Genomic DNA, 24887 nt, shown 5'->3' with positions numbered 1-24887 from the left:
CGGAGAACCGTTCCACACGGGGCCCTTGTCCGCGGCGGCGCCTGCACGGGCCCTCGTCGGCGTGGGCGCCTGCACGGGCCCTTTGTCCCTGTCGGCGCCTGCACGGCGGAGCGGCGGTGTGCCGTCCGTACGGGGCGGCGGCCGTGCGCTGTCCGTACGGGGCGTTACCCCAACCGCAGCGGCAGGGAGTCGAGCCGCCAGCTGCCGGGCAGGGGTGTCCGCTCCAGTTCTTCCGGTGCGACGGCCAGCGACACCTTCGGGTAGTGCGCGAAGAGCTTCGCGAACGCGACTTCGCCCTCCTGTTTGGCGAGGGTGGCGCCCAGGCAGTAGTGCATCCCGTGGCCGAAGCCCACATGGTTCTCGGCGTGGCCGGCGGGATGACGGGTCAGGTCGAGACGTTCGGGGTCGGTGTAGTGGCGGGGGTCGAAGTTGGCCGATACCAGGATCAGTTGTACGGCGTCGCCCTTGCGGATCCGCGTCCCGGCGATGTCGACATCCTCGGAAGCAAACCGCAGCTGGGTCAGGTGGACCGGTCCGCACCAGCGCAGCAGCTCGTGGACGGCACGGGGAAACAGAGCCGGGTCGTCCTTGAGCAGCCGCAGCTGGTCGGGGTGGGTGAGCAGCGCCGCCGTGCCGTTGCCTATGAGGTGAGCGGTGGTCTCGTGGCCGGCGAGCACCACCGTGAGGATCATGGTGACCATCTCGACGTCGCTCAGCCGGCCGCCGTCGTCGTCATGGGCACGGATCAGCTCGCTGAGCAGATCGTCGGTGAGCGCGCCGCGCCGCTCGCGGATCAGCTCATGGATGTGCTCGATCATCGCCGGGAACGAGGTGCTGAGCCGGTCCGGCTGCAGCGAGACGAGGTCGGCACCCCACTTCCGCCACTGCGGACGATCCGCTTCGGCTATGCCGACCAGCTCGCAGATGACGGTGATCGGCAGGGGGTAGGCGAAGTGCTTGATGAGGTCGACCACGCCGTCCTCGGCGTGCTCGGGGAGCCGGGCCAGCAGCTCGTCGGTGATCTGCTCGACCCGCGGCCGCAGGTCGGTGATCTTACGTGCCGTGAAGGCGCGCGACACCAGACGGCGCAGCCGGGTGTGGTCGGGAGCGTCGTTGTTCAGAATCGAACCGAGCAGATACGGCCGGAAATGCTCGGGCAGCCCCATCATCTCCAGCAGCCTGGCCGTGGGGCTGTCGTCGAACGAGCGCCCCAGGGAGGGGGCGGTCGGATCGTTCAGGAACCGCTGGTCGCGCAGGACTTGGCGGACCTCCTCGAAACGCGTCACGAGCCAGACGGGTGAGTCGTCCATGAACCGGCCCCGTACGACCGGCCCTTGTTCACGCAGTGCGCCATAACCACCGAACGGATCGGCGATCAGCGCCGGGTCCATCACATTCGGCTCGCCCGGGTGTTTCCCGACATGCGCGGCGAACGGGGAGCTGGATAGTGCCGACATCTTTTGATCTCCTCCGGGTTGGGAGTCGGCCCGCGGTCCGGGTGGGACCCGGCCGGGCCAGGGCTTGGACGTGGCTCTTTTCTTTCGCGGAACGCGCAGGAGCAGTCGTGGCCGGATGTCCGTCAGGCGGAGTCAGTTGGGTGGAGTCGGAGGGGAGGGATTCCGCTCCGTGGAGCCGGCGTCATGAAGCCGTTTCCAGGGAGCCCCTTGCGCGGCTCCGAAGCGGTACGCATGCACCGCACGGATCCGCCGCCCAGCAATCCACTGCGCAGCTTCAGTCGCGTATCTGCCGGCGCGTCTCCTGGGCGCAGAATTCGGTGAATTGCTCGTAGACGGCGATGATTTCGGGAGCGGCCGCGGCCGCGGCGACACGGAGACGGGCGGAAGCGGCGTCCGGTCCGGAACCTGAGTCCGGCCGGGTGCCGGAGCCCAGGTCAGGGCCGGTGTCCGAGCCGGCTCCGACCGGCACCTCCAACGCGCTGCGGAGGGTGTGGGCGAGGATTTCGGCGCGTACTTCCAGGCTGTCCGGCGCGCGGTCGGCGAGCAGTGCCTCGGACAGGAAGAAGCCGGTGGCCGTCGCCAGCAAGCTGTATTGCTGGTGTTGTACGTCGGTGTCGTGGCGGACCAGACCGTGCGCACGGAGCACTTCCAGATGGCGACGCAGAGTCCGGTCGCCCTGGACCATCAGCTCCGCGAACTCCTTCTTCGCGGTCTCGGTCAGCCGGCCGAGGATATCGGCGTCATCGGTGTAGAGCGCGCGCAATACCGGTTCGGCATGGAATTCGAGGAAGTGCCGGCGCATCATCCGGCTGGGCAGCAGCTCCAGCGGGTCTTCCCGCAGACGCGTCAACTGCCGCTGGTGCATTCGGAATTGAGCCCTCAGCACGACGGCGAGGAGCAGTGAGTCCTTGGTCTTCCAGTGCAGATAAACCGTGCCCTTGCCGACCTTGGCGCGGCGGGCGATCTCATCGATCGTCACTCGCCCGTAACCCCAGGCGAGCAGCAACTCACCTGCCGCGTCCAGGATGCGGTCAGCGCGTTGCTCTCGTTCCACGCCTTGCCCCCCTCGACTCCATGACCAGATTTCGAATCCGGTCACACAGTCAAAGTTAGGTCGGACGGAGTCAGGGGATAAGGGTGTTTTCAGTCACCGGCCGGGACGGCGATCAAGGCGCCCAGGCGAGGCCAGGTGTTAGAACACTCTCAGGCCGAGCCGGCTGAACGCCGCGTTGCGGAGGCCGCAATACTGGGCAAAGTTCACCAGTGTTAACCGTCTGACCTGGGCAAACGCTCCCGGGGTGCAGGGGGCGGACCGCCGGTCCGAAGCCTTGTCACCCAGACAAGGGATCTTGGGAGCAGGCCGCTACCCGAGATCGGTGATGAGTACACTCGCCGACCATGTGTGAGGCCAGCCGGAACGCAAAACGGCAGAAAATACGTGTTTCCCAGTCATGTGCCGATCCTTCCGTCCGGCACGAAAAGGTGCTGCGGAACTCGGTCGCCGCTGCCGGAGGCGCCCCCTGCCGGGCGTCCGCCGCGGCTGCCGACGGCGTCCCGACGCTCCTCACGCGCGCCGCGGCGGCCTCGGTGGCAGCCGCCGGCGCAGCCCTCCGCAGACACCCCGCCCAGACCGTGACCGAGGTCACCCCGGGCGTCACGTGAGGCGCCGCTCGAACCGTGCCCGGCACGCGCAGTCCCGTGACCCGCGCGGTCACTGGCTGCTGCTGATCCTCATCCTGCCCCTCGCCTTCAGCGCCCTGCTCTTCGAGGGCTGGACCACGCACGAGGTCGACGCCGCGAAGACCCGGCGCGACTGCACCACACCGGTGCCGAGCGCGGTGGACAAGGGCGGCCCGGTGGTGCGCCTCAACGGTGACAAGGTGAAATCCGCCGGGATGCCCGCCCGTAACGTGGCGCTCACCTATGACGGGGGCCCCGACCCCGTATGGACGCCACGTCTGCTCGATCTGCTGCGCAAGCATCATGCGAAGGCCACCTTCTTCCTGCGCGGCGCCCAGGCAGCCCAGCACCCGGACCTGGTGCGGCGGATCCAGGCCGAGGGTCATGACATCGGCTCGAACACCTACACCGGCGCGGTCATGGGCTCGGCATCGGACTTCCGGGCGGGGCTGGAGCTGGAGCTGACACAGAAGGTGCTGGCCGGCACGGCGGGCATTCAGACCAACCTGCTGAGGCTGCCGCAGACCACCGCGGTGGACACGATGTGCGGCGGCGAGTGGAAGGCGGCCCAGCGGGCCGGCGCGGACGGCTACACGCTGGTGGCCGCCGACCGGTGGTTCCGTAAGCCGTCGCAGGGCGTGATCCGGCAGTTCAGCCAGAACGATGTCGCCTACAGCGACACCAAAAAGCTGCTCAAAAACCCCAGAATCGACAAATTCACCACGGTGACCTGGGGGGCCGGGCTGCCCGCGGCCGATGCGCCGGCGCCCGTCCATGAGCGCTGGCTGGGCAAGGCGCTGGTGTGGACCAAGGCCCTCGGGCATGCGTTCGTGAGCGGGATGGCCTGGGTGCTGGGCATCGCCGGCGGTCTGGGAGTGCTCCGGCTGGCCTCGCTCGTCTTCTTCGCCCGCGCCCATGTCCGGCGGCTGGTGCGGTTCCGTCCGGGCTCCCCCCGGCTGCGCGAGGTCGTCGACCCGGTGACGGTCCTGGTCCCCGCCTACAACGAAGCCGCGGGCATCGAGTCCACCGTCCGTTCGCTGCTCGCCTCCACACACCCGTATCTGCAGATCATCGTGATCGACGACGGATCGACGGACGACACGGCGGACATCGCGACCTGGATCAACGACCCCCGCGTGGAGGTGATCCGCCAGCCCAATTCGGGCAAGGCGGCCGCCCTCAACACCGGTCTGGCCCATGCGCGGTACGACATCGTGGTCATGGTCGACGCCGACACCGTCTTCGAGCCGGACGCCATCTACCAACTCGTCCAGCCGCTCGCGCACCCGGCCGTGGGCGCGGTCAGCGGAAACACCAAGGTCGGCAACCGGCGCCGCCTGCTGGGCAGATGGCAGCACCTGGAGTACGTCTTCGGCTTCAACCTCGACCGGCGGATGTTCGAGGTGCTGGAGTGCATGCCGACGGTCCCCGGCGCCATCGGCGCCTTCCGCCGGGACGCGCTGATGGGCGTCGGCGGGGTCAGCGAAGAGACCCTCGCCGAGGACACCGACCTCACCATGGCCCTGTGGCGGGCGGGCTGGCGGGTGGTCTACGAGGAGTCCGCGATCGCCTGGACCGAAGTGCCCACCTCGCTGAGCCAGCTGTGGCGACAGCGGTACCGCTGGTGCTACGGGACGCTCCAGGCCATGTGGAAGCACCGCCGTGCCGTGGTCGAGATGGGCCCGGCCGGCCGCTTCGGACGCCGCGGACTGAGCTACCTCATGCTCTTCCAGGTCGCCCTGCCGCTGCTTGCACCGATCGTCGACGTCTTCGCCCTCTACGGGGCGCTCTTCCAGGGTCCGGTGCTCGCGGCCGGAGTATGGGTCGGCTTCCTCGCCCTCCAGCTGGCCTGCGCCGGATACGCCCTGCGGCTCGACGGCGAGCCGGTGCGAACGCTGTGGGCGATGCCGTTCCAGCTCTTCGTCTACCGGCAGCTGATGTACCTGGTGGTCATCCAGTCCGTGGTGGCCTTCCTGCTCGGCACCAGGCTGAAGTGGCAGCGTATGCACCGCTCCGGCACCGCCGCGCAGCACATCGGCCAGCCGGTCGCGTACGAGAGTTTGCCGTCGAGATGACCGTCGTCGGTACGCCCTCAGGGGGCCCGCCCGGTTCAGAACCGGACGGACCCCCTCAGGGGCGCGGCCGGGCGCTCCCCACCCGCCGCCAGACCGCGCATTCCCCGCATTCACCCCATTCGCTTGTGCAGATCTGCGCACCATTTGGTGAAGAGCGCATGAGCATGCAGACTGCCGCGCATGACTGATTGGCTGGAGGGGCCGCTCGACGGGAACTGGCGCGGCGGCGAAGCGCAGGCGGAGCACATCAGCGGGCAGATATGGCGCCCGGCCGACCATCCGCCTCAGGTACACCAGGCACGGCCACCGCACTTCGACGCGCCTGGCGCCGCCCCACAGGCGCCGGTGCCGGTACCCCCACCCCGTTTAAACGGTCACACCGGCAACGGGCGCCCCGCGGTCCGCACCGGCCCTACCGGCCCCGGCGGCGGCAACCCCGGCCGCGGCAGGCGCGCCGCGGGCCCTCCCAGCCGGCGCCGCCGGATCACGCGGGCGCTGATCGTCCTGGCCACCGTGCTGGGCCTCGGCTCCGCGGGCACCTACGTCTGGGCCGACACCGAGCTCAACCGCGAGGTCGACCTGGGCAAGATCGCGGACCGCCCGTCGTCCGGCGGGGGAACCAACTATCTGATCGTGGGCTCCGACAGCCGGGTGGGCCTCTCCGACCGCGCCAGGAAGAATCTGCACACCGGCGGCTCGGCCGACGCCGGGCGCCGCACCGACTCGATGATCCTGCTGCACACAGGTGAACACGGAACGACGATGGTGAGCCTGCCGCGTGACTCATGGGTGACCATCCCGGCACACATCCGCCCCGAGACCGGCAAGCACTACCGCGCGACGAAGAACAAACTCAACGCGGCGTTCTCGTTCGGCGGCCCCGACCTGCTCGTCCGGACCATCGAGCACAACACCGGCGTGCACATCGACCACTACACGGAGATCGGCTTCGCCGGCTTCGTCGGCATCGTGAACGCGGTCGGCGGTGTGCCGATGTGCCTGGACCGGGACATCAAGGACGAGAAGTCGGGCGCGGACCTGAAGAAGGGCTGCCACACCCTCGACGGCCGTACGGCACTCGCCTTCGTCCGCCAGCGCCACCAGGAGGCCAAGGGCGACCTGGGCCGCGGCGAGAACCAGCAGAAGTTCCTGGCCGCGCTCGCAAAGAAGGCCGCCACCCCCGGCGTCCTGCTCGACCCGTCCACCGTCTACCCGACCATGAGCGCGGGTCTCGGCACCCTCATCGTGGACAAGGACACCGGCCTGCCGAACCTCACCGCGCTCTTCAAGGCGATGAAGGCCGTCACGGCAGGCGACGGCAAGCGCCTCACCGTCCCCGTATCGAACCTCGCCCTCCAAACCCCCAAGGGCAGCGCCGTGAAGTGGAACCCGCGCCTCGCAAACCAACTCTTCACCGAACTGAACAACGACCGTCCGGTGACGGTGGGGGCGAAGAAGTGAGCGCATCCGGCAGGGGGCGGCCGGATGGGGGCGGGCGAGGGAACCCGGCGGCCACACGGGCCAGAAGCCCTCTGTCACCCATGCCCTCGGCCCCGCGGGCGCCACGTTCGCTTCATGCGCTTTGGTCCTCATGCAGCGCCAGCAGACCCTTGGAGAGGGCGACGGCGACGGCGGAGGCGCGGTCGTTCACCTCAAGTTTGTGGAACATGCGGCGCATGTGAGTTTTGACGGTCGCCTCCGAGACATGCAGGGACGCGGCGATCCTGGAGTTGGACTGGCCGCGGGCGACAAGTTCGAGGACCTCACGCTCGCGCTGCGAAAGCGCGGGTGGCGTCGTAGGAGACACGACCTCGGAGACGAGGTGGGGCAGGGTGCGTGGCGAGACGGGGACCGCACCGTGCACCACCTGGCCGACACCGGTCACGATCTCGTCCGTCGAGCAATCCCTGAGCAGGAAGCCGCGGGCACCCGCCTTGAGGGCGGTGACGACCTGCCCCGGGTCCTCGGCGAGGGCGATGACGGCTGCCTTGCCGCCCTGCCGCCGGAGGGCATCGACCAGGTCGGGGATGTGCGAACCGCCGCAGCCGGGCGTCAGTTCGGCGATCACGGCGTCGGGCTCGGCGCGCAGGATGTCCGTCAGGCCCTCCGCCACAGTGGGCGCGGTGGCGACCACCGTCATGTCGGGGCGGATGTCGACGACCGAGGCCAGGCCGGCGACGGTGATGGGGTGCGAGGCGATGATGGCCACCCTGATCCCCGCGGCCTGCGGAACGTTCATCGCTCGCCCCCGCCGTTCCGGCGAAGCACGAGATGGGCAACGGTGTTCATCTGCGCGCCGGAGCCGGGACGGGCGCCGGCGGAGGCGAGCAGGCCGCCGATACGCGGAGCCCGCGCCCATATCCGCCGGGCTTGCGGGGTGCCGGGGCCGTGCCCGCCGAGCCCGCCCTGGTACACCTCGGACCGGACGTCAAGCATCTGGCGTTCGACCTCGGACGCCAGAGCGCGGAGTTCCGGCAGGGACATGGACGCGGCGAGCTGGTCGCGCAGATAGGCCTGTTCGGAGGCGTCTTGAGCACCGAGTGCAGCGGGGACCGTCCGGCAGTCCCAGTCCTCGGGGCGCAGGAGATCGACGACGTAGCAATGGCCTCCCGGTGTCAGCATCCCGGCCAGGGTGTGTACGACGGTGAAGGGATCGCGCATCAGTGCCAGGCTCAGGTGGACCAGGATCAGGTCGAAACGGCCGAAGCGGTGGTCCGCCGGGGCCGCCAGGTCTTCGGCGGCAACAGCGTGGACATGAATTCTTCGGCCGGGACCCAGAAGGCGGCGGGCGGACCGTACCGCGGTCTCGCTGGGGTCAATGCCGACCAGCTCGGCATCGGGTAGGTGCTGACGGATCCTTGCGAGGCTCCCCCCGGTGCCGCAGCCCACATCGAGAACACGGGAGGGCGGGTGTTCTCCCAGGACCAGTCCCACCTCCACACAGAGAGCGCGGGACAGCTCCGTCTCCCGGTCGTCGTAGCACGTGCTCACGGCCGCCATCGAAGGGTGCTCGAACCATTTCCTTGCCTGGTCCCGCTTCCCTTCCCCGGCGCGTAACGTCCGATGGACTAAGTTCCGCTCGTTGATGTCGGACTCCTCGAGATCGAGACAGGGGCACGGGAACCGGAGGGCTCCTTGCCCGAGTTCTGAAGGCGGTGGTCGTCGGTCCAACAGAGGACGGGTGGGCACGGGGAAAGACGGAAGCCACTGTCCGTGCGTTGCATCGTGGTGTGTGCGACGGACGGAACGCCCGGGGCACGGAAGCCGTACGCAGACGGGTGGGACGTCCGACGACACCGCGGCCGGCCTCGTGGGCGGCGGGGGACACCTGCCGGCCCCGTGGCGCCGTCACCGGCACGAAGATCTGTCCCGTTCACGCGTACGACCGCCCTCCCCCGTTACAGCAGTCCTGTCGCAGCGCCGTAGCCGGCGCCGGGCTCACGAAGATTCGTGACCGGGCGCTTGGGCGCAGGACGCAGTCCCTGGGCCCCCACGCAAGCTCGTCGCCCCGTCTGCGCCCCCCGACACCCGAATCACCGTCAGTTCTCCTCGCTGCCAGGCGAATTGACGTCTTCTGCTCTTCACCCGTGTCCTGGACTCCATGGAGTCAGGCATGGAATCGCTCACCCGGGCCACGAGAACGGCGCGGGAACACAGGTGGCCAGGCAGAAACACACCCCGGTCATGACTTGTCCCTATGCTAGATCGGTCCCTTCGCGGTTGCGGGTCCTTCCGGCCAGAGATTCGCTCACCAGCTCGAGGCCGGCGTCCTGTGCCACCGTTCAGTCCCAGCCGCCCGGAGCGGGCAGGCGCGGGACCTCCTCCACGGGCCCGGAGGTTCCCCGCCTCCGGACGTCGCGCCGTACCGGAGCCGCGACGGCCAGGACCGCGTTGTGCGCGATATGCGCGAGGGCCGCCGCCGGCAGACCGCCGGTCGCCGCGGCGACCGTGAAGAGCATCGCGGTGACAGCCACGTACGGCAGGGAGCGCCATCCGGAGTTCGGCGGGTGGAGAAGACAGAAGGCGACCAGGCACAGCGCGATCGCTGACAGGAGCGGGATCCCCAGCGCGGTCAGCGCCACCGGCCCGGCCATGCGCCACAGAAGCTCCTCCCCCAGGGCGCACCCCGCCAGGTGTGCGCCCTCCACCGCGCGCTCACGACGGCCTGCACGGGGCCTGCCGTGACGGCGCCTCAGGGGCCGCCCGGTGCACCGCGCGGCCGCCCACGGGAGCGCGACTCCCGCCGCGACGGCCGCCACCAGGATGGCCGGTTCCCATGATGGCCAGGCCATGAGGGAGACCGGCCACGCCGCGTCCGCGGGGGACTCCGCTGCTCCCCATGGAACGGTGAAGGCCGTCGGGCCGGCACCGATGGCGAGCGCCGCGCAGAGCGCGAGCAGCATCGTTGCCCTGTCGTAGTGACGCAGCCGGTTGCGGGAGCGCAGGTGCCGAAGCAGCCACGGAACGGCGGTGTGCGCGGCGAGAGCAGCGAGGGCCAGGACGCTCCCCGCCGTGGCGGGGAGCAGGGCGGCGGTCATGCCGTCGGCGGCCCGGGACGGTCTGCGGTGCCCTCGCCGGCAGGCGGGCCGAGCAGTACGACGTAGAGCGGGGACTCATTCACCCCGTCGTAGTCCATGTCGGCCGTGAAGTCGTCGTCCAGGAAGCCGCCGATCGGGCGGGAGGCGAGCCCGTAGGCGGTCCCCAGGAGCAGCAGGTTCTGCCCCAGGTGACCGGCCTCCAGCAGGCAGAACCGCAGGGAGCGCTGGCCGTACTTGAACCGGGAGCGCCAGAAGGAGGCACCGATGACGAGCATGGCCGCCGCGTCGCCTGCCATCTCGGGCTGGAGCGTTGCCAGGTGGAGTGCCTCATGGTCGACCTCCCGCAGCCAGGTGAGGCCGTGGCGGAACGGGTCGTAGTGGTGCAGCCCGGGTCGCAGGCCCTCCACACGCTGGGCGATCACGTAGAGGTCGAGGGGGTAGAGAGCACCCCCCGAGGGGACGGGGCGGCGGGGCCACCCCTGGACCAGGCGGACCCGATACGAGCGCTCCAGCATCCCGGAGAGTACGGGCAGCGGCAGTTCGCCGGCGCCGAAGGCCTCGGAGCTGCGCCGGGCGTCGATGGCGTCGGCGAGATCTGCCTGCAGCGGCGCCGGGTCCGGCAGGGGTATGAGCGAGCGGCTGGGGTTGAGGCGGGCGGCGCGCTGCGTCAACAGCCGCAGTTCCTCCGATTTGTCGAGGGCGACGCCACCAGGGACATCCCAGCTCAGTGCTCGGAGGTGAAGCTTGGAGGCTTCGAAGTAGCACTCCATGGGGTCATCGAGCGGGGGAGGCGACTCACCGTAGACGGCGTCGATGAGGTTCGCCCCGTGCAGGTTCTCTGTTTCGGGCATGGTCGCCTCCGGCTCAGGGATAGGGGTGCGGGAAGGGGTTCAGCTCGGTGTCGGTCAACGGTCCGTCCAACAGGCCCAGTTCGACCGGTCGTGAGCGCAGGCGCGGTGGTCCGATGAACCGCGCCCGGAAGGAGGAGTCGAGCGGGACCAGCGCGGGAGCGAAGACCCGAGCCACGATGAGGCCGGCGTCATAGACGTCGGGGCTGGTGGCGTCGGCGAGATACACGTCGATGCCCTGGCGCTGGAGCCGTTCCAGGACGGCGCGAGCCAGGGCGCGCGGACGGTGGTCGGGCAGTACGGGCAGGTCCGCGACGGCCACCCGCTCCGCGCTCGCGTCCAGGAACTCCGTCTCGTGCTCCAGCCCTGGCCCGGCATAGAGGCGCACATGGTCGTCGAAGCGATGCACCTCGGCCGCGAAGTCGGTGTCCGGGGGCAGGAGGTTGCCCTCGCGCTGCTCGGCCCGCATCCACACCCGGGTCTGGAACGCCTCGATGACCGATTTGACGATCGCCCGCTGCGGAGTGCCGGCCGCAGCACCGCCGACCGCGATCGGGCTGATGTCGGTGACACGGTTGCGCACGACGGTCAGCACGGCGGGAACGTCACAGAAGCGACTCAGGTCGACCAGGGAGACATCCAGTCCGGCCGGCCGGACATGGCGGTCGAAGAACGCCTTGACCTCGGGGTCACTGTCGGGGTCGATGAGCGGCATGCTCAGCCGGTTGTGCCACACGGTGCTGAACCCGTCGCGTTCGACGAGTTCCAGCAGTCCCGAGCAGAGAGCTTCGTCCCAGGTACAGCCGGCGGCCAGCCCGTTGCTCGTGCTGTTGGAGATGCGTTCGGCCGTCTCCCGGTGCGGCCCGGACAGGAACACGAGAACGGCCGGGAGCCAGGTGGCGCTCCCGTCCCGCAGATCGGTGCCCCGTACCCAGCTGATGCGGGTGTCCTCGGTGAACCGAGTGAACGGAAACTCCGGGTCGGCGTACTGCGCGTCGGTGAACAGCCTCAGTTGCTCAGGAGAGACGGCCGGTTCGCCCCTGGCGGTCAGCTCCGACCAGGTCGCCTGGACCATGGCCTGCTCCCACCAGTAAACGGCGCTGTACCGCTCTACGGTCTCCGCGATGGCCGAAAGGGTGGCGGAGCGTTCTTCGAGGCCGCCGCCGCCGGCCGCCTGGGCGCAGGGCTCGCCCACGAGGTGCTCGGACTGGCAGGCGCGGGCGCCCACGGCGAAAGCGAAGGCGTCGTCGACGTCGTGCATCTGGCGGTACAACCGGGTTGCCACGCCCACGACTTCGGACAGCAGGGGCTTGAGCAGGCGCTCGGACTCCGCTGCGGGGGTCCACTCCGGCCCTTCTCCCTCAGGGAGCCCGTCCCGTACGCGGGAGGTGGCGAGGTGATCTGCAGTGGTCGTCAACTCCGCCGCCCTCCATCCGTGTCGTCGTGGCGGTGCAGGGGCACGCCGGCGTCGGGATGGAACCAGATCATGGGATAGCCCCGGTCACGGGCCGGTGAGCACTCGGGGCAGCGCGGCACCCGGAACAGGCGGTGGGTGTCCAGCCGGAGCCCGCTGGAGGTCATCTCCAGAGTGTGCAGCCCGCCGGGGGTGGCAAGACCGGCGTTGGTGTCGGTGAGTCCGAACCACTCCACGACCCGCTCGACGACCAGCCCTACCTGCATGGTGGTCAGCCCGGGCCACAGGGCCGCGCGCTCTCCGCCGTCGCGTACGGGACGGGCGGCCAGGATGTCGTCGATCAGGGCCCGGTCGGGGAAGGACGCCGCGCGGCGCAGCCGGTAGCACGCGAAGCATGCCGACTCGGAGGGCAGCGTCCACGGCCCCACCAGGGCACGCCGTCCGTCGAAGGGAATGACCGGAAGCCAGGTGCGTCCGCTCTTGAGCGCCTGGGTGTTCCACTCGCCCAGGACGGGGTCGCTCTCGCTCTCTCCGGCGACGATCACCACGTCGCGGACGTGGTCGGTCGTCTCCGGTACGGCGTCCGGTACGGCAGCGGTCTCGGTCCGCACACCGGCGTCGCGCAGGGATGTCACCAGGCGTTCGGCGAGCAACCCCCGGCCCAGGACGGTGGCCGTTGCCTGTTCGAGGCGGGTCTGCACCGTGCGCAGCGGGACATTGCGCAGTACTCGCAGCCACATGCCGACGGCCGCGGGCGGGACGTCATGAAGGTCGTCGGCGGCCTCGTCGCGGTGGAGCAGGCCGGCTTCGGTCATCTGTGTCAGCACGGATTCGAGTGCCAGCCTGCGGGTGTCGTCGATGTCGGAACCGACATCCAGGGTGCGCCTCCCGTCGGAGAGCACGGTCAGCAGGGCCTCGGTGAAGGCCGGTAGCCGTCCGCCGACGAGGCGGGCGACGTGGTCTCCCTGCCTGATCAGGACCGCGTCCTCGGTCACTTCGACCTTCACGCCGGGGTTGACGGCGACGGCGATGCCGTCCTGGGGACTCATGAGCGTGTTCCTTTCGTCGGGGCGGCGAGCTTGTCGGCGGTGCCGGGGCCTGGCTCCGGCGCGGGTCCGGCGACGGACGCTGCTGCGTGTGCGATGCATGCCTCAAGGAGGCGCGGCGGGCGGCCGAGAGCCCGTTGGACGAGCGGGCTCGTCGGATGCTCGGTACCGATCCACTGCTGGTGGTGGGGCACCCGCAGGGCCACGTCCAGGCTCCATCCGACGCTCACGCACAGGGCGTCGACGAGCTGGGCGGGCTCGAGCACGTGGTAGTCGGCCCGGGACCCCAGGGCCGAGGCCAGCCGATCGACGGCTGTCGCCACCGTCACGGACTCGTGGCCGGTGATCTCGTAGACCCGGCCGGCGCGTCGTGCCGGCTCGGCGGCCACCACCGCGGCGATGTCGAGGAGATCCTCGACGGCCAGCCAGGGCACTCGGCCACCGGAGAAGCAGCCGTAGACGGTGGAAAAGTCCTCGATCTGCCGAGCGACCTGGACGAGGTCCACGTCCATCGGAGCGCAGCGCAGGACGCAGTGGTCCGCGTGGGCCTGGGCCGCCGTGCTCTCGGCGCGGGCAACTTCGGCCAGGTAGGGGTTGCTGTCCGCGGCGGTGTCGGCCCCTAGGGCCGAGGTGATGATCAGCGGAAGGGACGGGGCGAGCGGATAGCGGCACGCCTCGGCGTGTGCGGTCGGGGTCAGGGACGCCACGTCCACCAGTGCACAGTTGGCTTCGGCAGGATCGCTGACCAAGACCGCCCGGGATGTGGCCTCCAAGGCCCTGCGTAACGCGGGTCGGCCACCGATGAACAACAACCGCAAAGGTGCGGGAGTTCCGGATGTTTCTGTACGCATGACAAGAGTTTTGCGCTGTTTTTGTCCGGGCGAGGACATCCGATCAACTGAATTCCCCTGTCCGTCGATCAGATGACGCCGCATTTCATCCCGTGAACCGGCAGTCGGGGCCCAAGGCCAGGCCCTGCGGCCTGCGAAGGCGCCCCGAGCCAGGGTGCGAAGAGAACGGCTATCGCCGGCGGAGAGGGCGGAGGTAAACCGATGGGTGGACGCCCATAATCATCCGGGGGTCCCCCTTGAGCCGGGCCGAGGAAACATCCGATGCTCTTTGCGCGGCAGTCCCAGCCGTACTCTCCGACAACACATCAGGGGGAATTCATGATCAAGGTTCTTGAGATGGCCGGCGATGTGGAAGAGATCGAACTCTCTTTCCACGGTGAGGAGTCGAGCTACTTCGAGCCGACCGCGGCTCGTTGCAGTTCATCCAGCACCTGTACCTGCTGCTGCACCGGCTGACGCAGCCGACGTGCGGGCCCGGACCGGCCGGTCCGGGCCCGCACCTCCTGTGGTCCGGTGCCCGGGGCGACCCCGAGCACCGGACCGTACCGTTCCGACCGCAGGTGAGGATGCGCCAGTGACCGAGACACCAGCATTGCGACCGTACTCCGCCGCCCGCACCGGGCAGCGCTCCGGGCTTCTGGACCTGGAGATCACCCGGACAGATCCGGGCTACCTGGCCCGTCTCCATCCGGACCTGCGGCAGTTCGTGATGCGCCGTTTCCTCGACGATGCCATCGACGACTTCGAGGAACTGCACGCAGTGTCCGAGCGAGGGGTGGCAGGTGACCGGCGGCCGGGCATCGCCGCGAACCTGGCCGGTGCGGTGGCACACCGGGACGAAGAACAGCTGGTGATCGCCGGGCAACAGGTCATGCAGAGCTGGGAGCGCCCCCTCATGGCCGAACTCAGCAGGCTCGCTGCCGGCTCGCACGGCCATGTTCTCGAAGTGGGCTTCGGCATGGGAATCTCGGCATCCCTGCTCCAGGAGGAAGGGGTCGCCTCGCACACCGTCATCGAGGCCAACCCCGAGGTGGCGGAGGCGGCGCGGAAGTGGGCGGGCGAAAGGAGTGCAACGACGCGTGTCGTCCAGGGCCGCTGGCAGGACGTCATCGACTCACTCGGCACCTTCGACGGAATCCTGTTCGACACCTACCCCGCGGATGAGCACGAATACGACCAGTATGTCGTCCGTGACGCCGCCTACATCGAACACTTCCTGCCCGCCGCTGCCGGACATCTGCGGCCGGGTGGCACCCTGAGCTACTACACGATGGAGATCGACTCGCTCAGCCGCCGCCACCAGCGTGCGCTACTGCGCCACTTCAGCAGCTTCCGGGTCGGTGTGGTCTCCGGCCTGGAGCCGCCCGTCGACTGCACGTACTGGTGGGCCGACTCCATGGCCACGGTAGCCGCCATCCGGTAGCTGCGGCGGGGTGCACGAGCCCGCGTCGCCCACGGATCCGCGTTGCCCACGGCCCGGCTCGTCAGCCCGGCAAGCTGATCAGCCCCGCCGACAGCGCCGCCATGACGGCTTCCGTGCGGTCCGATACGCCGAGTTTTCGGAAGGCGCTGAGCAGGTGGGTCTTGACGGTGGCTTCGCCGATGCCCAGTTGTTCGGCGATGCGGGCGTTGGTCCGCCCCTGGGCGACGAGGGCGAGGATCTCGATTTCGCGCGGGGTCGGGGAGGAGGTGGCCGTACCGCTGCGCCGCCGTGCCATCTGCAGGGTGACCGCGGGGGTGATCACGGAGCGTCCCACGGCGGCGGAGCGTACCCCTGCCACGAGTTCGGGTGTGGAGGTCGACTTCAGCAGATAGCCGATGGCGCCCGCCTCGATGGCACCGACGATCGATGCGTCGTTGTCATAGGTCGTCAGCACCAGGACGCGGCAGTCCGGCACCAGCGAGCTGATCTTTCTGGTGGCGGCGATGCCCCCACCGCCGGGCATGCGCAGATCCATCAGCACGACATCGGGACGCAACGCTGTCGTCGCGCTGACCACGGACGTACCGTCCTGGGCCTCGCCCACGATCTCGATGTCGGACTCCAGGGACAGCAGCGCCACGATGCCCTGGCGTACCACGGTGTGGTCGTCCGCCACGATCACGCGGATCGGTCGGGGACGCTCACCGTCACCGTTGTTCCCTTCCCCGGTCCGCTCCACAGCAGTACCTCTCCCCCTGTCCCGGCGATCCGTTCCCGCATGCCCACGATTCCCAGTCCTGTTCCGGGACTTGCCGACTGGTCGAACCCGACCCCGTCATCGGCCACGGTCAGTACCACTCGGTCCGGGCGGTACTCCAGTGTGAGCTCGACCGATGTCGCCCGCGCGTGCTTGTGCACATTGGCGACGGACTCCTGCGCTGCCCGCAGGAGTGTGACCTCCCGTGTGACCGGGACCGCGCGTGGTCTGCCGCGTATCCGGAGCCGGGCCTCGCACCCCCAGGTTCCGTCCAGGAGACGTTCGAGGGCCTTGGGCAGCGTCGACTCCAGGCCTTCCGAGACCCCCTCCATGACCAGGGCCCTGGCCTGGCGATGGTTGTCCTCGGCCGTGCGGCGGGCCAGCCGGATGTGTGCCACGGCCTTCTCGGGGTCGGTGGCGAGTTCGGCCTCGACGGCCTCCAACAGCATCCGGATACTGCCGAAGCCCTGGGTGAGGGTGTCGTGGATCTCCCGGGCAAGCCGCTGCCGCTCGGTCAGCACCCCGTTTCTGTGGCCCGCCTCCACGAGTTCGGACTGTGTTTCCTCCAGCCGGGTCAGCAGGCCCTTGCGGTCGTGCGATTCCGCCACGATACGGGCGATCCACCAGCCAAGGGCATGGCTGTATCCCGCGGCCGTGGCGGCGAGAACCAGCCGTGAGCCGACCGGGAGGCCGGGTGCGGACAGCAGGATGGCCAGGCCGCCGGAGAGCGCGAAAAGCGCCGACCCCACATGGGCGACCGCGGTCCGTGCCGTCGAATACAGCAGCAGCGAGACCGGCGCCGTGCCCAGCCAGACCACCGGCGCCGTGGCGAGCGCCGCACACCACAGAACGATGAGCAGCACGGCGGCGCGCTCCGTTCCCTGCCCACCACCGTCCCGGTGACGCCTCACCAGGCGTCGCGCCAGCAGCGCATGCCATAAGAGCGCCGCGCAGAGCACACCTGCCGCAGCCCAGGTCCGGAGCACACCGCTCGGTGGAAAGGCGGCCAGGGCCCCGGCGGAGAGGGAAGCCGTACACACCCACAGCACGGACCACACGGCGGGGCGGAACTGCCAGACATCGGAAGCGGCCGTGGAGGGCGGGCTGTTGGACTCCGGCACGGCGCGGCTGCCCTCCTCGGATCGCTGGGCGTAGAGCCCCATTATCCGCGCGGAAGGTACGGACACCCCTCCACCGATAGGTGGAGGCGTGCTCAGCCGAACGGTGGTGTCCGCGTCTTCGTGCCGGCGCCAGGCTGAACTGCATGAGACAGGAACGGGCTTCCCGGGAGGCGGTGCTCAGTGCGGAAGGCATCGGCCTGTCCCGTGCGGGCGTTACGGTGCTGGCCGATGCCGGCCTGACGGTGGCCGAGGGCGAGGTGGTGGCGCTGCTGGGCCCGAACGGGGCCGGCAAGACCTCCCTCGTCGAGTGCCTTGAGGGATTCCAACGGCCGCAGAGCGGGCGCATCGAGGTGCTGGGTCGCGATCCGTGGCGGGCCCCCGGTCACTGGCGTGCCCGCATCGGAGCCGTGCTGCAGGACTGCCGGATCGAGAGCGAACTGACCGTGGGTGAGTTCACCGCCATGTCCCGGGGGTACTACCCCGATCCCCTGCCGGTACAGGACGTGCTGGCGGCGGTGGGCCTGGAGGGCCTGCACCGCCGCAGGGTCGCCAAGTTGTCGGGTGGCGAGCGCCGCCGGCTGGACATCGCCATGGCCCTGATCGGCCGGCCCGAACTCGTCTTCCTGGACGAGCCGACGACCGGGCTGGACGCCCAGGCCCGCCGGGACCTGTGGGAGATGCTGCGCTCATTACGCACCGATGGCGTCGCGATGCTGCTCACCACCCACCTGCTCGAAGAGGTGGAGGCCCTGGCCGACCGGGTGGTGATCCTGGTGCAGGGGCGCGTGAGACGGGAGGGGACCGTCGCCGGACTGCGCGAGCGGAGCGGGCTGCCCGCCCGGGTCGGGTTCCTCGCGCCGGAACTCACCGGCGGTGCACGGCCACCCGCGCTGAACGAGGCGGAGTACGACGCTCCGACGGGGCGGTGGACCATCACCACGCACGATCCCGCGGAGACTGTGCAGCGGCTCTCCGCGGCGGCGTCCCGCGAAGGCTTCGGCCTGCTGGACCTCGCAGTGCGGACGCCCACCTTCGAGGACGTCTACCTCGACCTGCTGCGCGGCCTGGAGGTGGCGCCCCGATGAGCCGGCACGTCCCCGCCCGTAACCGGAAGGAGCAGAGCGCCGACGCCGTGCCCGGTGCGGTGCGCACCTTCGGACGCCAGCTCCGCTACGACCTTCTGGCACAGGCGCGCAATCCTGCGGCGGCCTTCTTCTCGCTCGGCCTTCCGCTGATCTTCCTGATCACCTTCACCCTGATCGGGGCGAGGGGAGACGACACGGCGGTCTACTACGCCCCGGCCACCATGGCGATCGCAGTCGTCAGCGGCACCCTCTCCAACATCGCGATCACGCTGGTCTACCTGCGGGAGTACGGCCTGCTCAAACGCCTTCAGCTGCTGCCGGTGCACCGTTCGGCACTGCTCGGCAGCCGGGTCGGCGCCTCGGGACTGCTCTCGTTGGGAGGCGTGCTCCTGCTCGCCGCGTACGCCGCCGCGGTGCACGCAGTGGTGCCCGAGCAGCCGATGACCGTGGTGGCGGCCGTGCTGATGCTCGCCATGGCGGGCAGCGCTCTTGGACTCGCGCTCACCGTCCTGATCCCTGGGGAGAACGCGGCCGGCCCGATCGCCAACGCCCTGGCACTGCCGCTGCTGATGGTCTCCGGCGGCTTCTTCCCGCTGGACGCTTCCCCCGAGTGGGTCCGGCAGCTGGCCGCCTTCCTGCCCTTCGGCTCCGGAATCGACGCGGCGGTCGCCGGCTACGAGGGTGCGGCGACCGTATCCGATCTCGGTGAGACGGCCCTGGCCACCGGCGTCTGGACGGCCGCGGCGCTCACTCTGGTCGCCACCCGCTTTCGCTGGGTGCCGCGGCGCCGCCGATGACCCCGTGGGAGGGCATGGAGGGCCCGTGGCCCGATCACCATCCCCAGGAACGAAAGAGGAGTTCGATCCCCGTGCAGAACATGAAGGACACGAAGAACAGGAAGAAGCAGCCCTCGTCAGCCAAGGATGCCGCGGTCGGGGCAGCGGTCGCCCTCGTCATGAGCCTCCTGGGAGGCTGGGCGGCCTACGGATTCTCGGGCAGCTATTCCGTCGCCGCGGCCGCGACAGGGATGGGCCTGGCCATAGGCCTGGTGATCTACCTGATCGTCGCCCGCTCCGGCCGCTGATGAGGAACTGCCGGAGCCCCCACCAGTCACCCGGCGTCCCAGCGCGTCACCAGTTCGTGCTTCTTGCGCTGCCGTTCCATCGCGTAAGTGGTCAGGTGCGTGGAAATCGAACCCAGCAACACCGCGGCGATTGTTGCCCATTGCTCTCCGGCATCCATGCGCCCCCCAGTCCACGCACTCCTCAAAAGGACCGGGCGATCGTATAAGTGCGGGCCCGCTGCCGGCCCGGCTACAGAAACAGCCCCCAGGCCCCGTCGAGCGACCAGGTCTGCCAGCTCATGGCGAACAGTGCGGCGACGGAGATCAGCGTCATCATCAGGTTCTGACCCTGCTCCGCCCAGTCGTGGATCATCAGCGCGAGGTAGATCAGGTTGAGCACCGCCCCGGCGGCCAGGGCTATCGGCGTCAGGAAGCCCACGATCAGTCCGAGGCCGAGGGCCAGTTCCGCGTAGGCGACGAGGTACGCCATCAGGCGGGGGTGGGGCTTCACGAAGCGGTCGAAGCTCTTGCGGACGGCGGGCCACCGGTGTTCGGCCGCGATGCCGGCTGCCCAGGTGATGCCGCCGCCGGTGAACCAGGTCCTCTTGTCCTTGTGGCGCCAGCTCTCCAGCCACCACAGCCCGAGGCCGATACGGAGGACGGCGCACCATTCGGCACCGCTGAGCCAGATCGTCTGCATGCTGTCCCCTCGACTTCGAAGCTGAACTGACGATGCGTCAGTTCAGCGGACGACGCGCGATACCGCAAGGGGTGGAGTTCCCGGCCCCGCCTTGTCGTCGCAAGGGTGAGCCCATAACCTCCGAACTGATGGGTCGTCAGATATCGGTCCGGCGGCGCGGCCATCCGGCAGGCAGTTGGGGGTACAGCGTGATCAGCAACGAGAGCGGCACGGCGGAGCTTCCCAGGGTCATCAGCGTGGATGATCACGTGATCGAGCCCGCGCACCTCTTCCAGACCTGGCTTCCGAAGAAGTACCAGGACAGGGGGCCGAAGCCCTTCACCGCGGGCATCGGCGAGCTGGAGTACGTCGGCGGGAAGTACCGGTTCACGACGGACCCCGAGGGGCAGATCACGGACTGGTGGGAGTACGAGGGGCTGATCTTCCCGTACAAGCGCATCATCGCCGCCGTGGGCTTCTCCCGCGACGAGATGACGCTGGACGGGATCACCCGGGAGCAGATGCGGCGCGGCTGCTGGGACCCCAAGGCCCGGCTGGCGGACATGGACCTCAACCACGTGGAGGCGTCGCTCTGCTTCCCGACGTTCCCGCGCTTTTGCGGACAGACCTTCGCCGAGGCCGAGGACAAGGAGGTCGGGCTCGCCTGCGTGCGGGCGTACAACGACTGGATGGTGGAGGAGTGGTGCGGGGACAGCGGGGGCCGGCTGATCCCGCTGTGCCTGATCCCGCTGTGGGACATCGACCTGGCGGTCGCCGAGATCCGGCGTAATGCCGCGCGTGGGGTGCGTGCGGTGACCTTCAGCGAGATTCCGACGTATCTGGGGCTGCCGTCCATCCACTCCGGCTACTGGGACCCGTTCTTCGCCGCGTGCGAGGAGACCGGCACGGTCGTGAACATGCACATCGGCTCGTCCTCGCAGATGCCGGCGGCGTCACCGGACGCACCGCCCGCCGTGCAGGCCTCCCTGAGCTTCAACAACGCGATGGCCTCGATGATGGACTTCCTGTTCAGCGGGGTCCTGGTGAAGTTCCCCCGGCTGAAGCTCGCCTACAGCGAGGGCCAGATGGGGTGGATCCCGTACGCCCTGGAGCGCGCCGACGACGTCTGGGAGGAGCACCGGGCGTGGGGCGGGGTGAAGGACCTGATCCCCGAGCCGCCGTCGTCGTACTACTACCGGCAGATCTTCTGCTGCTTCTTCCGCGACAAGCACGGCGTCGCCTCGATCGAGACCGTGGGCGTCGACAACGCCACCTTCGAGACCGACTACCCGCACGTCGACTCGACCTGGCCGCACACGAAACAGGTGGTGGCCGAGCACGTGGCAGGCCTCTCCGACGACGTGACGTACAAGATCCTGCGCGGCAATGCCATCCGGATGCTGGATCTCTCCTTCGACCAGGAGTGACCGGCTGCCCCACGCCCGCCGGCCCTGTCCGGCACCGTCCACGTCGTGGTCATGCGGTGCCGGACAGGTCCCGGGTCGCTCTACACCCAGCCCGCGGCCCTGGCAGCGGCGACGGCGGCCGCCTCGGCCGCCTCCGCCTCGGCGTTCAGCACCTCGTTCCGGCCCAGGCCCTCCCTCCCCGCGGCCGTGCCGGCGGCCTGCGATGCCTTGAGGGCGGCCTGGTACGCGGCATCGGAGAGCGCGTCGGCGCCACGGTCCCGGGCCGTCCGGGCGGCGAGTACGGAGGCAGCGGCGGCGTTCCGGGCCTGACGGGCATCGGCCGCGGGGTCCGGGGCCCCCTCCGCCAGCGCCACCAGCGCGTCGGCGGACAGCCGAAGGGCGTTGGCGGCCTTTGCGGCGGCCTCGGTCGGTACGGCTATGACGGCGCCCGGGTCCGTCTCGACGCCGGCCCGGCGGCACGCGGCCCTGGTGCGGTCGGCGGCGCTTCGCGCGCGTGCGGTGTGCCTCTTCCTGAGGGCTTCCTCGGTGCTCGGCACCCCCGTTTCCTGGATCAGGGTGGCGTGGGCCTGCGGGGCGCTCTCTTGCTCAACTCCGTGGGACTCGCTCATTGCCGTCTCCTTGTCCGTCACAGCGACGTGTCTGTCAGAGCGACAGCGCTGCGTCATGGATATCCCTTGTCGGCCCTGGGCACGGTGACGGTCAGGGCCGAGCGGCGGGTGTCGCGCAGAGTGGCACGCCGGGCCGCAACAGACCAGAGCGGTGCCCGGTCCCCTCGCCCGCACGGCAGACGCCGGGGGCGCGGAGGCAAGGGCCGTACGGGGGTGACCGGGCGCTACGGTTCCGGGAGAACCCGGCGGCGGAGGACGATCGGATGAGCAGCACCATAAGTGAGACGCTGGCCACTCTCGGGCGCGGATATGTGAGGGACGGCCCCGGCTCGCTGGGAAAGGCGGCACTCGCCACGCGGTACCTGAACCCATGGCTACGGGATCACCCACGCCAGAGGGTCGTCCGTACCCGGTTCGGCGCCGCCATGGCCGTGGACACACAGGATCTGATCCAGCGCTTCGTCTACCTGTTCGGCCTGTGGGAGCCGCACATGACGCACTGGCTGCAGCGCCGGCTCCGACCGGGGGACACGTATATCGACGTCGGCGCCAATGTCGGTTATTTCAGCCTGCTCGCCTCACAGCTCGTGGGGGAGGAGGGCCGGGTGGTGGCCATTGAGGCCTCGCCGACGTTTCACGCCAGGGTCCGCCGGCACGCCGAGATCAACGGTTGCAGCAACCTCCGCACCGTCAATTCCGCCGTCGCCGACGAGCCGAAGACGGTGACGCTCATCCTCGCGAGCTCAAGCAACATGGGGGCGGCCAGCATCGTTCCGTACGGCGGTCCGGCGGAGTCCACGCTCGATGTCGAGGCGTACCCGCTACCCCAGGTGCTGGACGCGGACGAAATCGCCGGGGCGCGCGTGATCAAGATTGATGTGGAGGGGGCGGAGGGCGCCGTGATCCGTGGCCTGGCTCCGGTGCTCGACAAGCTCCGGCCGGATGCGGAGATCACTGTGGAGGTGACCCCTGAGCGGATGGAAGCGCTGGGGGAGTCGCCCGGTGAGCTGCTCACGACGATGCGGGAGCACGGGTTTCACGTCTACCGACTCCCCAACAGCTATGCCCCGGGCAGCTATCCGGCGGCGCTGCGCGGCTCACCGGCCGTGCCGGTGCGATGGCGGCATCCGGTGGTCGAGGAGAGCGATCTGGTCTTCTCGCGCGTCGATGCGGAAACGCTGCCTTGAGAGGCGGTACCCGTCGGCGGCTGAGCCGCCCCCAGATCAATCCGTGGCCGGGTAGCGCCACTTGAACTGTGTGAGCTGTCGCGCCCTGGCCTCCACGACCGCCATGCGGGCATCGCGTTCGGCGGTGTCGGTGTGGGATGCCTGGCCGGTCGCCTGGCCGGGCCACTTGCGGTAGTGGAGGCCTACTTCGGAGGAGAACCAGCCGCGGCTCGTGGCATTCAGGGCGAGCAGCAGCCCGGTGTCCTCCGAGGCGGGCAGGGCCATCCACCCGCCGAGGGCGAGGAGCAGGTCGCGCCGGACGCAGAGGGTCGCCGGGTGGACCTGGGCGCGGAAACCGTTCGCCTTCCAGAAGTCGAGCACGGCTCCCCGCTCGACCGGCCCCGGCTCGGGGTCCCCGGGAAAGCCGGCGGTGGAGCCGTCGGGCAGCAGATCGAGGACGCGGGACGTCGTCCAGCTGATACCGCCGTCGCCTTCGAGCGCGGCCAGGTCCCGGGCCAGCGCACCGGGCGTCAACTGGTCGTCGGCGTCCAGGACCTTGATGTACTCGCCCTCCGCGTGCGCGAGGGCGATGGTGCGGGCGACGCCGGGGCCACCGGGCCGCCCCTGCCGGAACGTCACCCGCTCGTCATCGGGGACATGCGGAGCAACGTCGTTGCTCTTTCCGTCCTCCTGGATGACCCAGTGCCATTCCCACCCGTCGGGGAGGTCCTGTTGGCAGAGCGACTTGTAGGCCTCCGGCAGGAAGTGCGCCGAGGGCGCATGCACGGCAGTGACGATGATGAGGCGCCGGCGCACGGCACTCACCACCTTTCCAGGGGAGTGGTGAACAGCATTTCCGTGCGGTCGCCAGGAAGGATGACGTCGGAGACGTCAACTACCCGGTCGTTGATGTCGATCGAGGTCTTCCGGAGGGCGAGTACCGACGTGCCGGGCCACAGCTCCAGCTCCGCTGCCTCCTCCGGCGTCGGCGGGCGGGCGGTGACGCGCTCCTCGACGCGGTCCAGCTCGATGCCGACGGTGTAGAGCTGGCTCTGCGAACCCCCGGGCCACGGCTCGTTCGACTCGTCCAGGAGAGCGGGGTTCCTCGCGACCAGGTGGTGGACGAGGTACGAGGTCACCAGGCTGAAGGGCGCGCTCTCGGCCGCGTACCTGGTGCGGTAGGTGCGTTCGAGGAGGGCGGTGCCTTCGGGGAGACCGAAGGCTTCCGCGAGGCCCTTGTCCGCCTCGACCTTGCGGTACGAGGCATGGAAGACCAGGTCGTCGACCGTCAGGCCGGTGTCGTGCTCGGTGGCGCCGGTCTGGGCCCGCTCCGCCAGCGGCTCGCGTGCCCGGTTCTTCTCCCACTGGTGGCGGCGGTTCGTGCGCAGCGCGGAGGTGCGTTGCCGGCGGACGAAATTACCGCGCCCGTGTTGCTTCTCGATCAGGCCTTCGTCCCGGAGGGCGCGGAGCGCCTCGCGGATGGTCGGCACGCTGCGCCGGAACCGTTCGGCGAGCTTCGACTCCGCCGGCAATTTGTCCCCGGGCTTCAGCTCACCTGCACGGATGGCCTCGCGGAGCTCGTCCGCGATCCGCTCGTACGCCACTGCCATGGGCGCTCACCGTTCCGTTCCTGGCGCCCCGGCCGGCTC

Annotated in this window: 25 protein-coding genes; 9 read left to right on the top strand and 16 right to left on the bottom strand. The window is 69.7% G+C overall.

The window, feature by feature from the left end; all coding sequences use genetic code 11:
• Positions 1-164: 164 nt before the first annotated feature.
• Both SLV14N_RS18530 and SLV14N_RS18525 read right to left on the bottom strand, forming a co-directional pair.
• Complete coding sequence (locus tag SLV14N_RS18530) at positions 165-1457, bottom strand: cytochrome P450 (protein WP_208682058.1); 1293 nt, start codon at positions 1455-1457, stop codon at positions 165-167.
• 274 nt (positions 1458-1731) lie between these two features.
• Positions 1732-2511, bottom strand: a complete 780-nt coding sequence (locus SLV14N_RS18525; protein ID WP_208682056.1) for a TetR/AcrR family transcriptional regulator — start codon at positions 2509-2511, stop codon at positions 1732-1734.
• Between the two features lie 604 nt (positions 2512-3115).
• Between SLV14N_RS18525 and SLV14N_RS18520 the strand changes: the two genes are divergently transcribed.
• Complete coding sequence (locus SLV14N_RS18520) at positions 3116-5212, top strand: bifunctional polysaccharide deacetylase/glycosyltransferase family 2 protein (protein WP_263270229.1); 2097 nt, start codon at positions 3116-3118, stop codon at positions 5210-5212.
• A 180-nt stretch (positions 5213-5392) separates the two neighbouring features.
• Entirely contained in the window at positions 5393-6673 is a 1281-nt protein-coding gene (locus SLV14N_RS18515) for an LCP family protein (protein ID WP_208682052.1), read from the top strand.
• Positions 6674-6785: 112 nt separating this feature from the next.
• On the opposite strand, the gene SLV14N_RS18510 is transcribed toward SLV14N_RS18515, so the two are convergent.
• The 7 genes from SLV14N_RS18510 to SLV14N_RS18480 form a co-directional block, all read right to left on the bottom strand.
• On the bottom strand, positions 6786-7451 hold the full coding sequence (locus tag SLV14N_RS18510; protein ID WP_208682050.1) for a response regulator transcription factor: 666 nt from the start codon (positions 7449-7451) through the stop codon (positions 6786-6788).
• Positions 7448-8203 carry a trans-aconitate 2-methyltransferase gene (locus SLV14N_RS18505; RefSeq protein ID WP_263270228.1) on the bottom strand — a complete coding sequence of 252 codons (756 nt, stop codon included), beginning with the start codon at positions 8201-8203 and terminating at the stop codon, positions 7448-7450. Before SLV14N_RS18505 ends, SLV14N_RS18510 begins: the two co-directional genes overlap by 4 nt.
• 791 nt (positions 8204-8994) lie before the next feature.
• Positions 8995-9750 (bottom strand): CPBP family intramembrane glutamic endopeptidase, encoded by a 756-nt coding sequence (locus tag SLV14N_RS18500; RefSeq protein ID WP_263270227.1) that lies wholly within the window; start codon positions 9748-9750, stop codon positions 8995-8997.
• Entirely contained in the window at positions 9747-10601 is an 855-nt protein-coding gene (locus SLV14N_RS18495) for a SagB/ThcOx family dehydrogenase (RefSeq protein ID WP_263270226.1), read from the bottom strand. The genes SLV14N_RS18500 and SLV14N_RS18495 overlap by 4 nt, the downstream gene beginning before the upstream one ends.
• A 13-nt stretch (positions 10602-10614) precedes the next feature.
• Entirely contained in the window at positions 10615-12015 is a 1401-nt protein-coding gene (locus tag SLV14N_RS18490; RefSeq protein WP_263270225.1) for a YcaO-like family protein, read from the bottom strand.
• A complete protein-coding gene (locus SLV14N_RS18485) occupies positions 12012-13061 on the bottom strand; it encodes a TOMM precursor leader peptide-binding protein (RefSeq protein WP_208682041.1) in 1050 nt (349 codons plus the stop codon). The genes SLV14N_RS18490 and SLV14N_RS18485 overlap by 4 nt, the downstream gene beginning before the upstream one ends.
• Positions 13058-13765: a hypothetical protein gene (locus SLV14N_RS18480; RefSeq protein WP_208682039.1), complete on the bottom strand. Its 708-nt coding sequence runs from the start codon at positions 13763-13765 to the stop codon at positions 13058-13060. Before SLV14N_RS18480 ends, SLV14N_RS18485 begins: the two co-directional genes overlap by 4 nt.
• A gap of 462 nt (positions 13766-14227) precedes the next feature.
• On the opposite strand from SLV14N_RS18480, the gene SLV14N_RS18475 reads away from it, so the two are divergent.
• Positions 14228-14365, top strand: a complete 138-nt coding sequence (locus SLV14N_RS18475; protein ID WP_167540533.1) for a hypothetical protein — start codon at positions 14228-14230, stop codon at positions 14363-14365.
• Positions 14366-14483: 118 nt separating this feature from the next.
• Positions 14484-15332, top strand: coding sequence for a bifunctional 2-polyprenyl-6-hydroxyphenol methylase/3-demethylubiquinol 3-O-methyltransferase UbiG (locus tag SLV14N_RS18470; RefSeq protein ID WP_263270224.1), 849 nt, complete (start codon positions 14484-14486; stop codon positions 15330-15332).
• 61 nt (positions 15333-15393) lie between these two features.
• Here SLV14N_RS18470 and SLV14N_RS18465 read toward each other — a convergent pair whose 3' ends face one another.
• Positions 15394-16008: a response regulator transcription factor gene (locus SLV14N_RS18465; RefSeq protein ID WP_259670398.1), complete on the bottom strand. Its 615-nt coding sequence runs from the start codon at positions 16006-16008 to the stop codon at positions 15394-15396.
• 2 nt (positions 16009-16010) lie between these two features.
• Complete coding sequence (locus tag SLV14N_RS18460) at positions 16011-17276, bottom strand: sensor histidine kinase (RefSeq protein ID WP_263270223.1); 1266 nt, start codon at positions 17274-17276, stop codon at positions 16011-16013.
• A gap of 77 nt (positions 17277-17353) precedes the next feature.
• On the opposite strand from SLV14N_RS18460, the gene SLV14N_RS18455 reads away from it, so the two are divergent.
• The 3 genes from SLV14N_RS18455 to SLV14N_RS18445 all read left to right on the top strand — a co-directional run bounded on the left by SLV14N_RS18455 (position 17354) and on the right by SLV14N_RS18445 (position 19379).
• The gene (locus SLV14N_RS18455) at positions 17354-18295 is read left to right on the top strand and encodes an ABC transporter ATP-binding protein (RefSeq protein ID WP_208682033.1); all 942 of its coding nucleotides are present in this window, start codon (positions 17354-17356) and stop codon (positions 18293-18295) included.
• On the top strand, positions 18292-19092 hold the full coding sequence (locus tag SLV14N_RS18450; RefSeq protein ID WP_263270222.1) for an ABC transporter permease: 801 nt from the start codon (positions 18292-18294) through the stop codon (positions 19090-19092). The genes SLV14N_RS18455 and SLV14N_RS18450 overlap by 4 nt, the downstream gene beginning before the upstream one ends.
• Positions 19093-19163: 71 nt before the next feature.
• Positions 19164-19379: a hypothetical protein gene (locus SLV14N_RS18445; protein WP_208682029.1), complete on the top strand. Its 216-nt coding sequence runs from the start codon at positions 19164-19166 to the stop codon at positions 19377-19379.
• 26 nt (positions 19380-19405) lie between these two features.
• Here the strand turns inward: SLV14N_RS18445 and SLV14N_RS18440 are convergent, their stop codons facing one another.
• Both SLV14N_RS18440 and SLV14N_RS18435 read right to left on the bottom strand, forming a co-directional pair.
• Positions 19406-19537, bottom strand: coding sequence for a hypothetical protein (locus tag SLV14N_RS18440; protein WP_259670397.1), 132 nt, complete (start codon positions 19535-19537; stop codon positions 19406-19408).
• 71 nt (positions 19538-19608) lie between these two features.
• On the bottom strand, positions 19609-20058 hold the full coding sequence (locus tag SLV14N_RS18435; RefSeq protein ID WP_263270221.1) for a DoxX family protein: 450 nt from the start codon (positions 20056-20058) through the stop codon (positions 19609-19611).
• A gap of 188 nt (positions 20059-20246) precedes the next feature.
• Here SLV14N_RS18435 and SLV14N_RS18430 point away from each other — a divergent pair, with 188 nt between their 5' ends.
• Entirely contained in the window at positions 20247-21464 is a 1218-nt protein-coding gene (locus tag SLV14N_RS18430; RefSeq protein ID WP_263273208.1) for an amidohydrolase family protein, read from the top strand.
• A gap of 80 nt (positions 21465-21544) precedes the next feature.
• Here SLV14N_RS18430 and SLV14N_RS18425 read toward each other — a convergent pair whose 3' ends face one another.
• The gene (locus SLV14N_RS18425; protein WP_263270220.1) at positions 21545-22072 is read right to left on the bottom strand and encodes a hypothetical protein; all 528 of its coding nucleotides are present in this window, start codon (positions 22070-22072) and stop codon (positions 21545-21547) included.
• A gap of 263 nt (positions 22073-22335) precedes the next feature.
• On the opposite strand from SLV14N_RS18425, the gene SLV14N_RS18420 reads away from it, so the two are divergent.
• Positions 22336-23259: an FkbM family methyltransferase gene (locus tag SLV14N_RS18420; protein ID WP_208682023.1), complete on the top strand. Its 924-nt coding sequence runs from the start codon at positions 22336-22338 to the stop codon at positions 23257-23259.
• A 36-nt stretch (positions 23260-23295) separates the two neighbouring features.
• On the opposite strand, the gene SLV14N_RS18415 is transcribed toward SLV14N_RS18420, so the two are convergent.
• Together SLV14N_RS18415 and SLV14N_RS18410 are read right to left on the bottom strand one after the other, a co-directional pair.
• Positions 23296-24054, bottom strand: coding sequence for a glycosyltransferase (locus tag SLV14N_RS18415; protein ID WP_263270219.1), 759 nt, complete (start codon positions 24052-24054; stop codon positions 23296-23298).
• A 5-nt stretch (positions 24055-24059) separates the two neighbouring features.
• Positions 24060-24848 carry a GntR family transcriptional regulator gene (locus SLV14N_RS18410; protein WP_263270218.1) on the bottom strand — a complete coding sequence of 263 codons (789 nt, stop codon included), beginning with the start codon at positions 24846-24848 and terminating at the stop codon, positions 24060-24062.
• Positions 24849-24887: the final 39 nt, after the last annotated feature.

The sequence above is a fragment of the Streptomyces sp. Je 1-4 4N24 genome, from assembly GCF_026239515.1.
In the GTDB taxonomy this organism is placed as follows: domain Bacteria; phylum Actinomycetota; class Actinomycetes; order Streptomycetales; family Streptomycetaceae; genus Streptomyces; species Streptomyces nigrescens.
The sequence above is the reverse complement of the archived record's forward strand: the minus strand, read 5'-3'. Positions and strand labels throughout refer to the sequence as shown.

Coding starts and splice junctions, on each gene's coding strand:
- SLV14N_RS18530 (WP_208682058.1), bottom strand. CDS start 1,457: ATGTCGGCACTATCCAGCTCCCCGTTCGCCGCGCATGTCGGGAAACAC.
- SLV14N_RS18515 (WP_208682052.1), top strand. CDS start 5,393: ATGACTGATTGGCTGGAGGGGCCGCTCGACGGGAACTGGCGCGGCGGC.
- SLV14N_RS18510 (WP_208682050.1), bottom strand. CDS start 7,451: ATGAACGTTCCGCAGGCCGCGGGGATCAGGGTGGCCATCATCGCCTCG.
- SLV14N_RS18500 (WP_263270227.1), bottom strand. CDS start 9,750: ATGACCGCCGCCCTGCTCCCCGCCACGGCGGGGAGCGTCCTGGCCCTC.
- SLV14N_RS18495 (WP_263270226.1), bottom strand. CDS start 10,601: ATGCCCGAAACAGAGAACCTGCACGGGGCGAACCTCATCGACGCCGTC.
- SLV14N_RS18485 (WP_208682041.1), bottom strand. CDS start 13,061: ATGAGTCCCCAGGACGGCATCGCCGTCGCCGTCAACCCCGGCGTGAAG.
- SLV14N_RS18475 (WP_167540533.1), top strand. CDS start 14,228: ATGATCAAGGTTCTTGAGATGGCCGGCGATGTGGAAGAGATCGAACTC.
- SLV14N_RS18455 (WP_208682033.1), top strand. CDS start 17,354: ATGAGACAGGAACGGGCTTCCCGGGAGGCGGTGCTCAGTGCGGAAGGC.
- SLV14N_RS18450 (WP_263270222.1), top strand. CDS start 18,292: ATGAGCCGGCACGTCCCCGCCCGTAACCGGAAGGAGCAGAGCGCCGAC.
- SLV14N_RS18440 (WP_259670397.1), bottom strand. CDS start 19,537: ATGGATGCCGGAGAGCAATGGGCAACAATCGCCGCGGTGTTGCTGGGT.
- SLV14N_RS18435 (WP_263270221.1), bottom strand. CDS start 20,058: ATGCAGACGATCTGGCTCAGCGGTGCCGAATGGTGCGCCGTCCTCCGT.
- SLV14N_RS18425 (WP_263270220.1), bottom strand. CDS start 22,072: ATGAGCGAGTCCCACGGAGTTGAGCAAGAGAGCGCCCCGCAGGCCCAC.
- SLV14N_RS18420 (WP_208682023.1), top strand. CDS start 22,336: ATGAGCAGCACCATAAGTGAGACGCTGGCCACTCTCGGGCGCGGATAT.
- SLV14N_RS18410 (WP_263270218.1), bottom strand. CDS start 24,848: ATGGCAGTGGCGTACGAGCGGATCGCGGACGAGCTCCGCGAGGCCATC.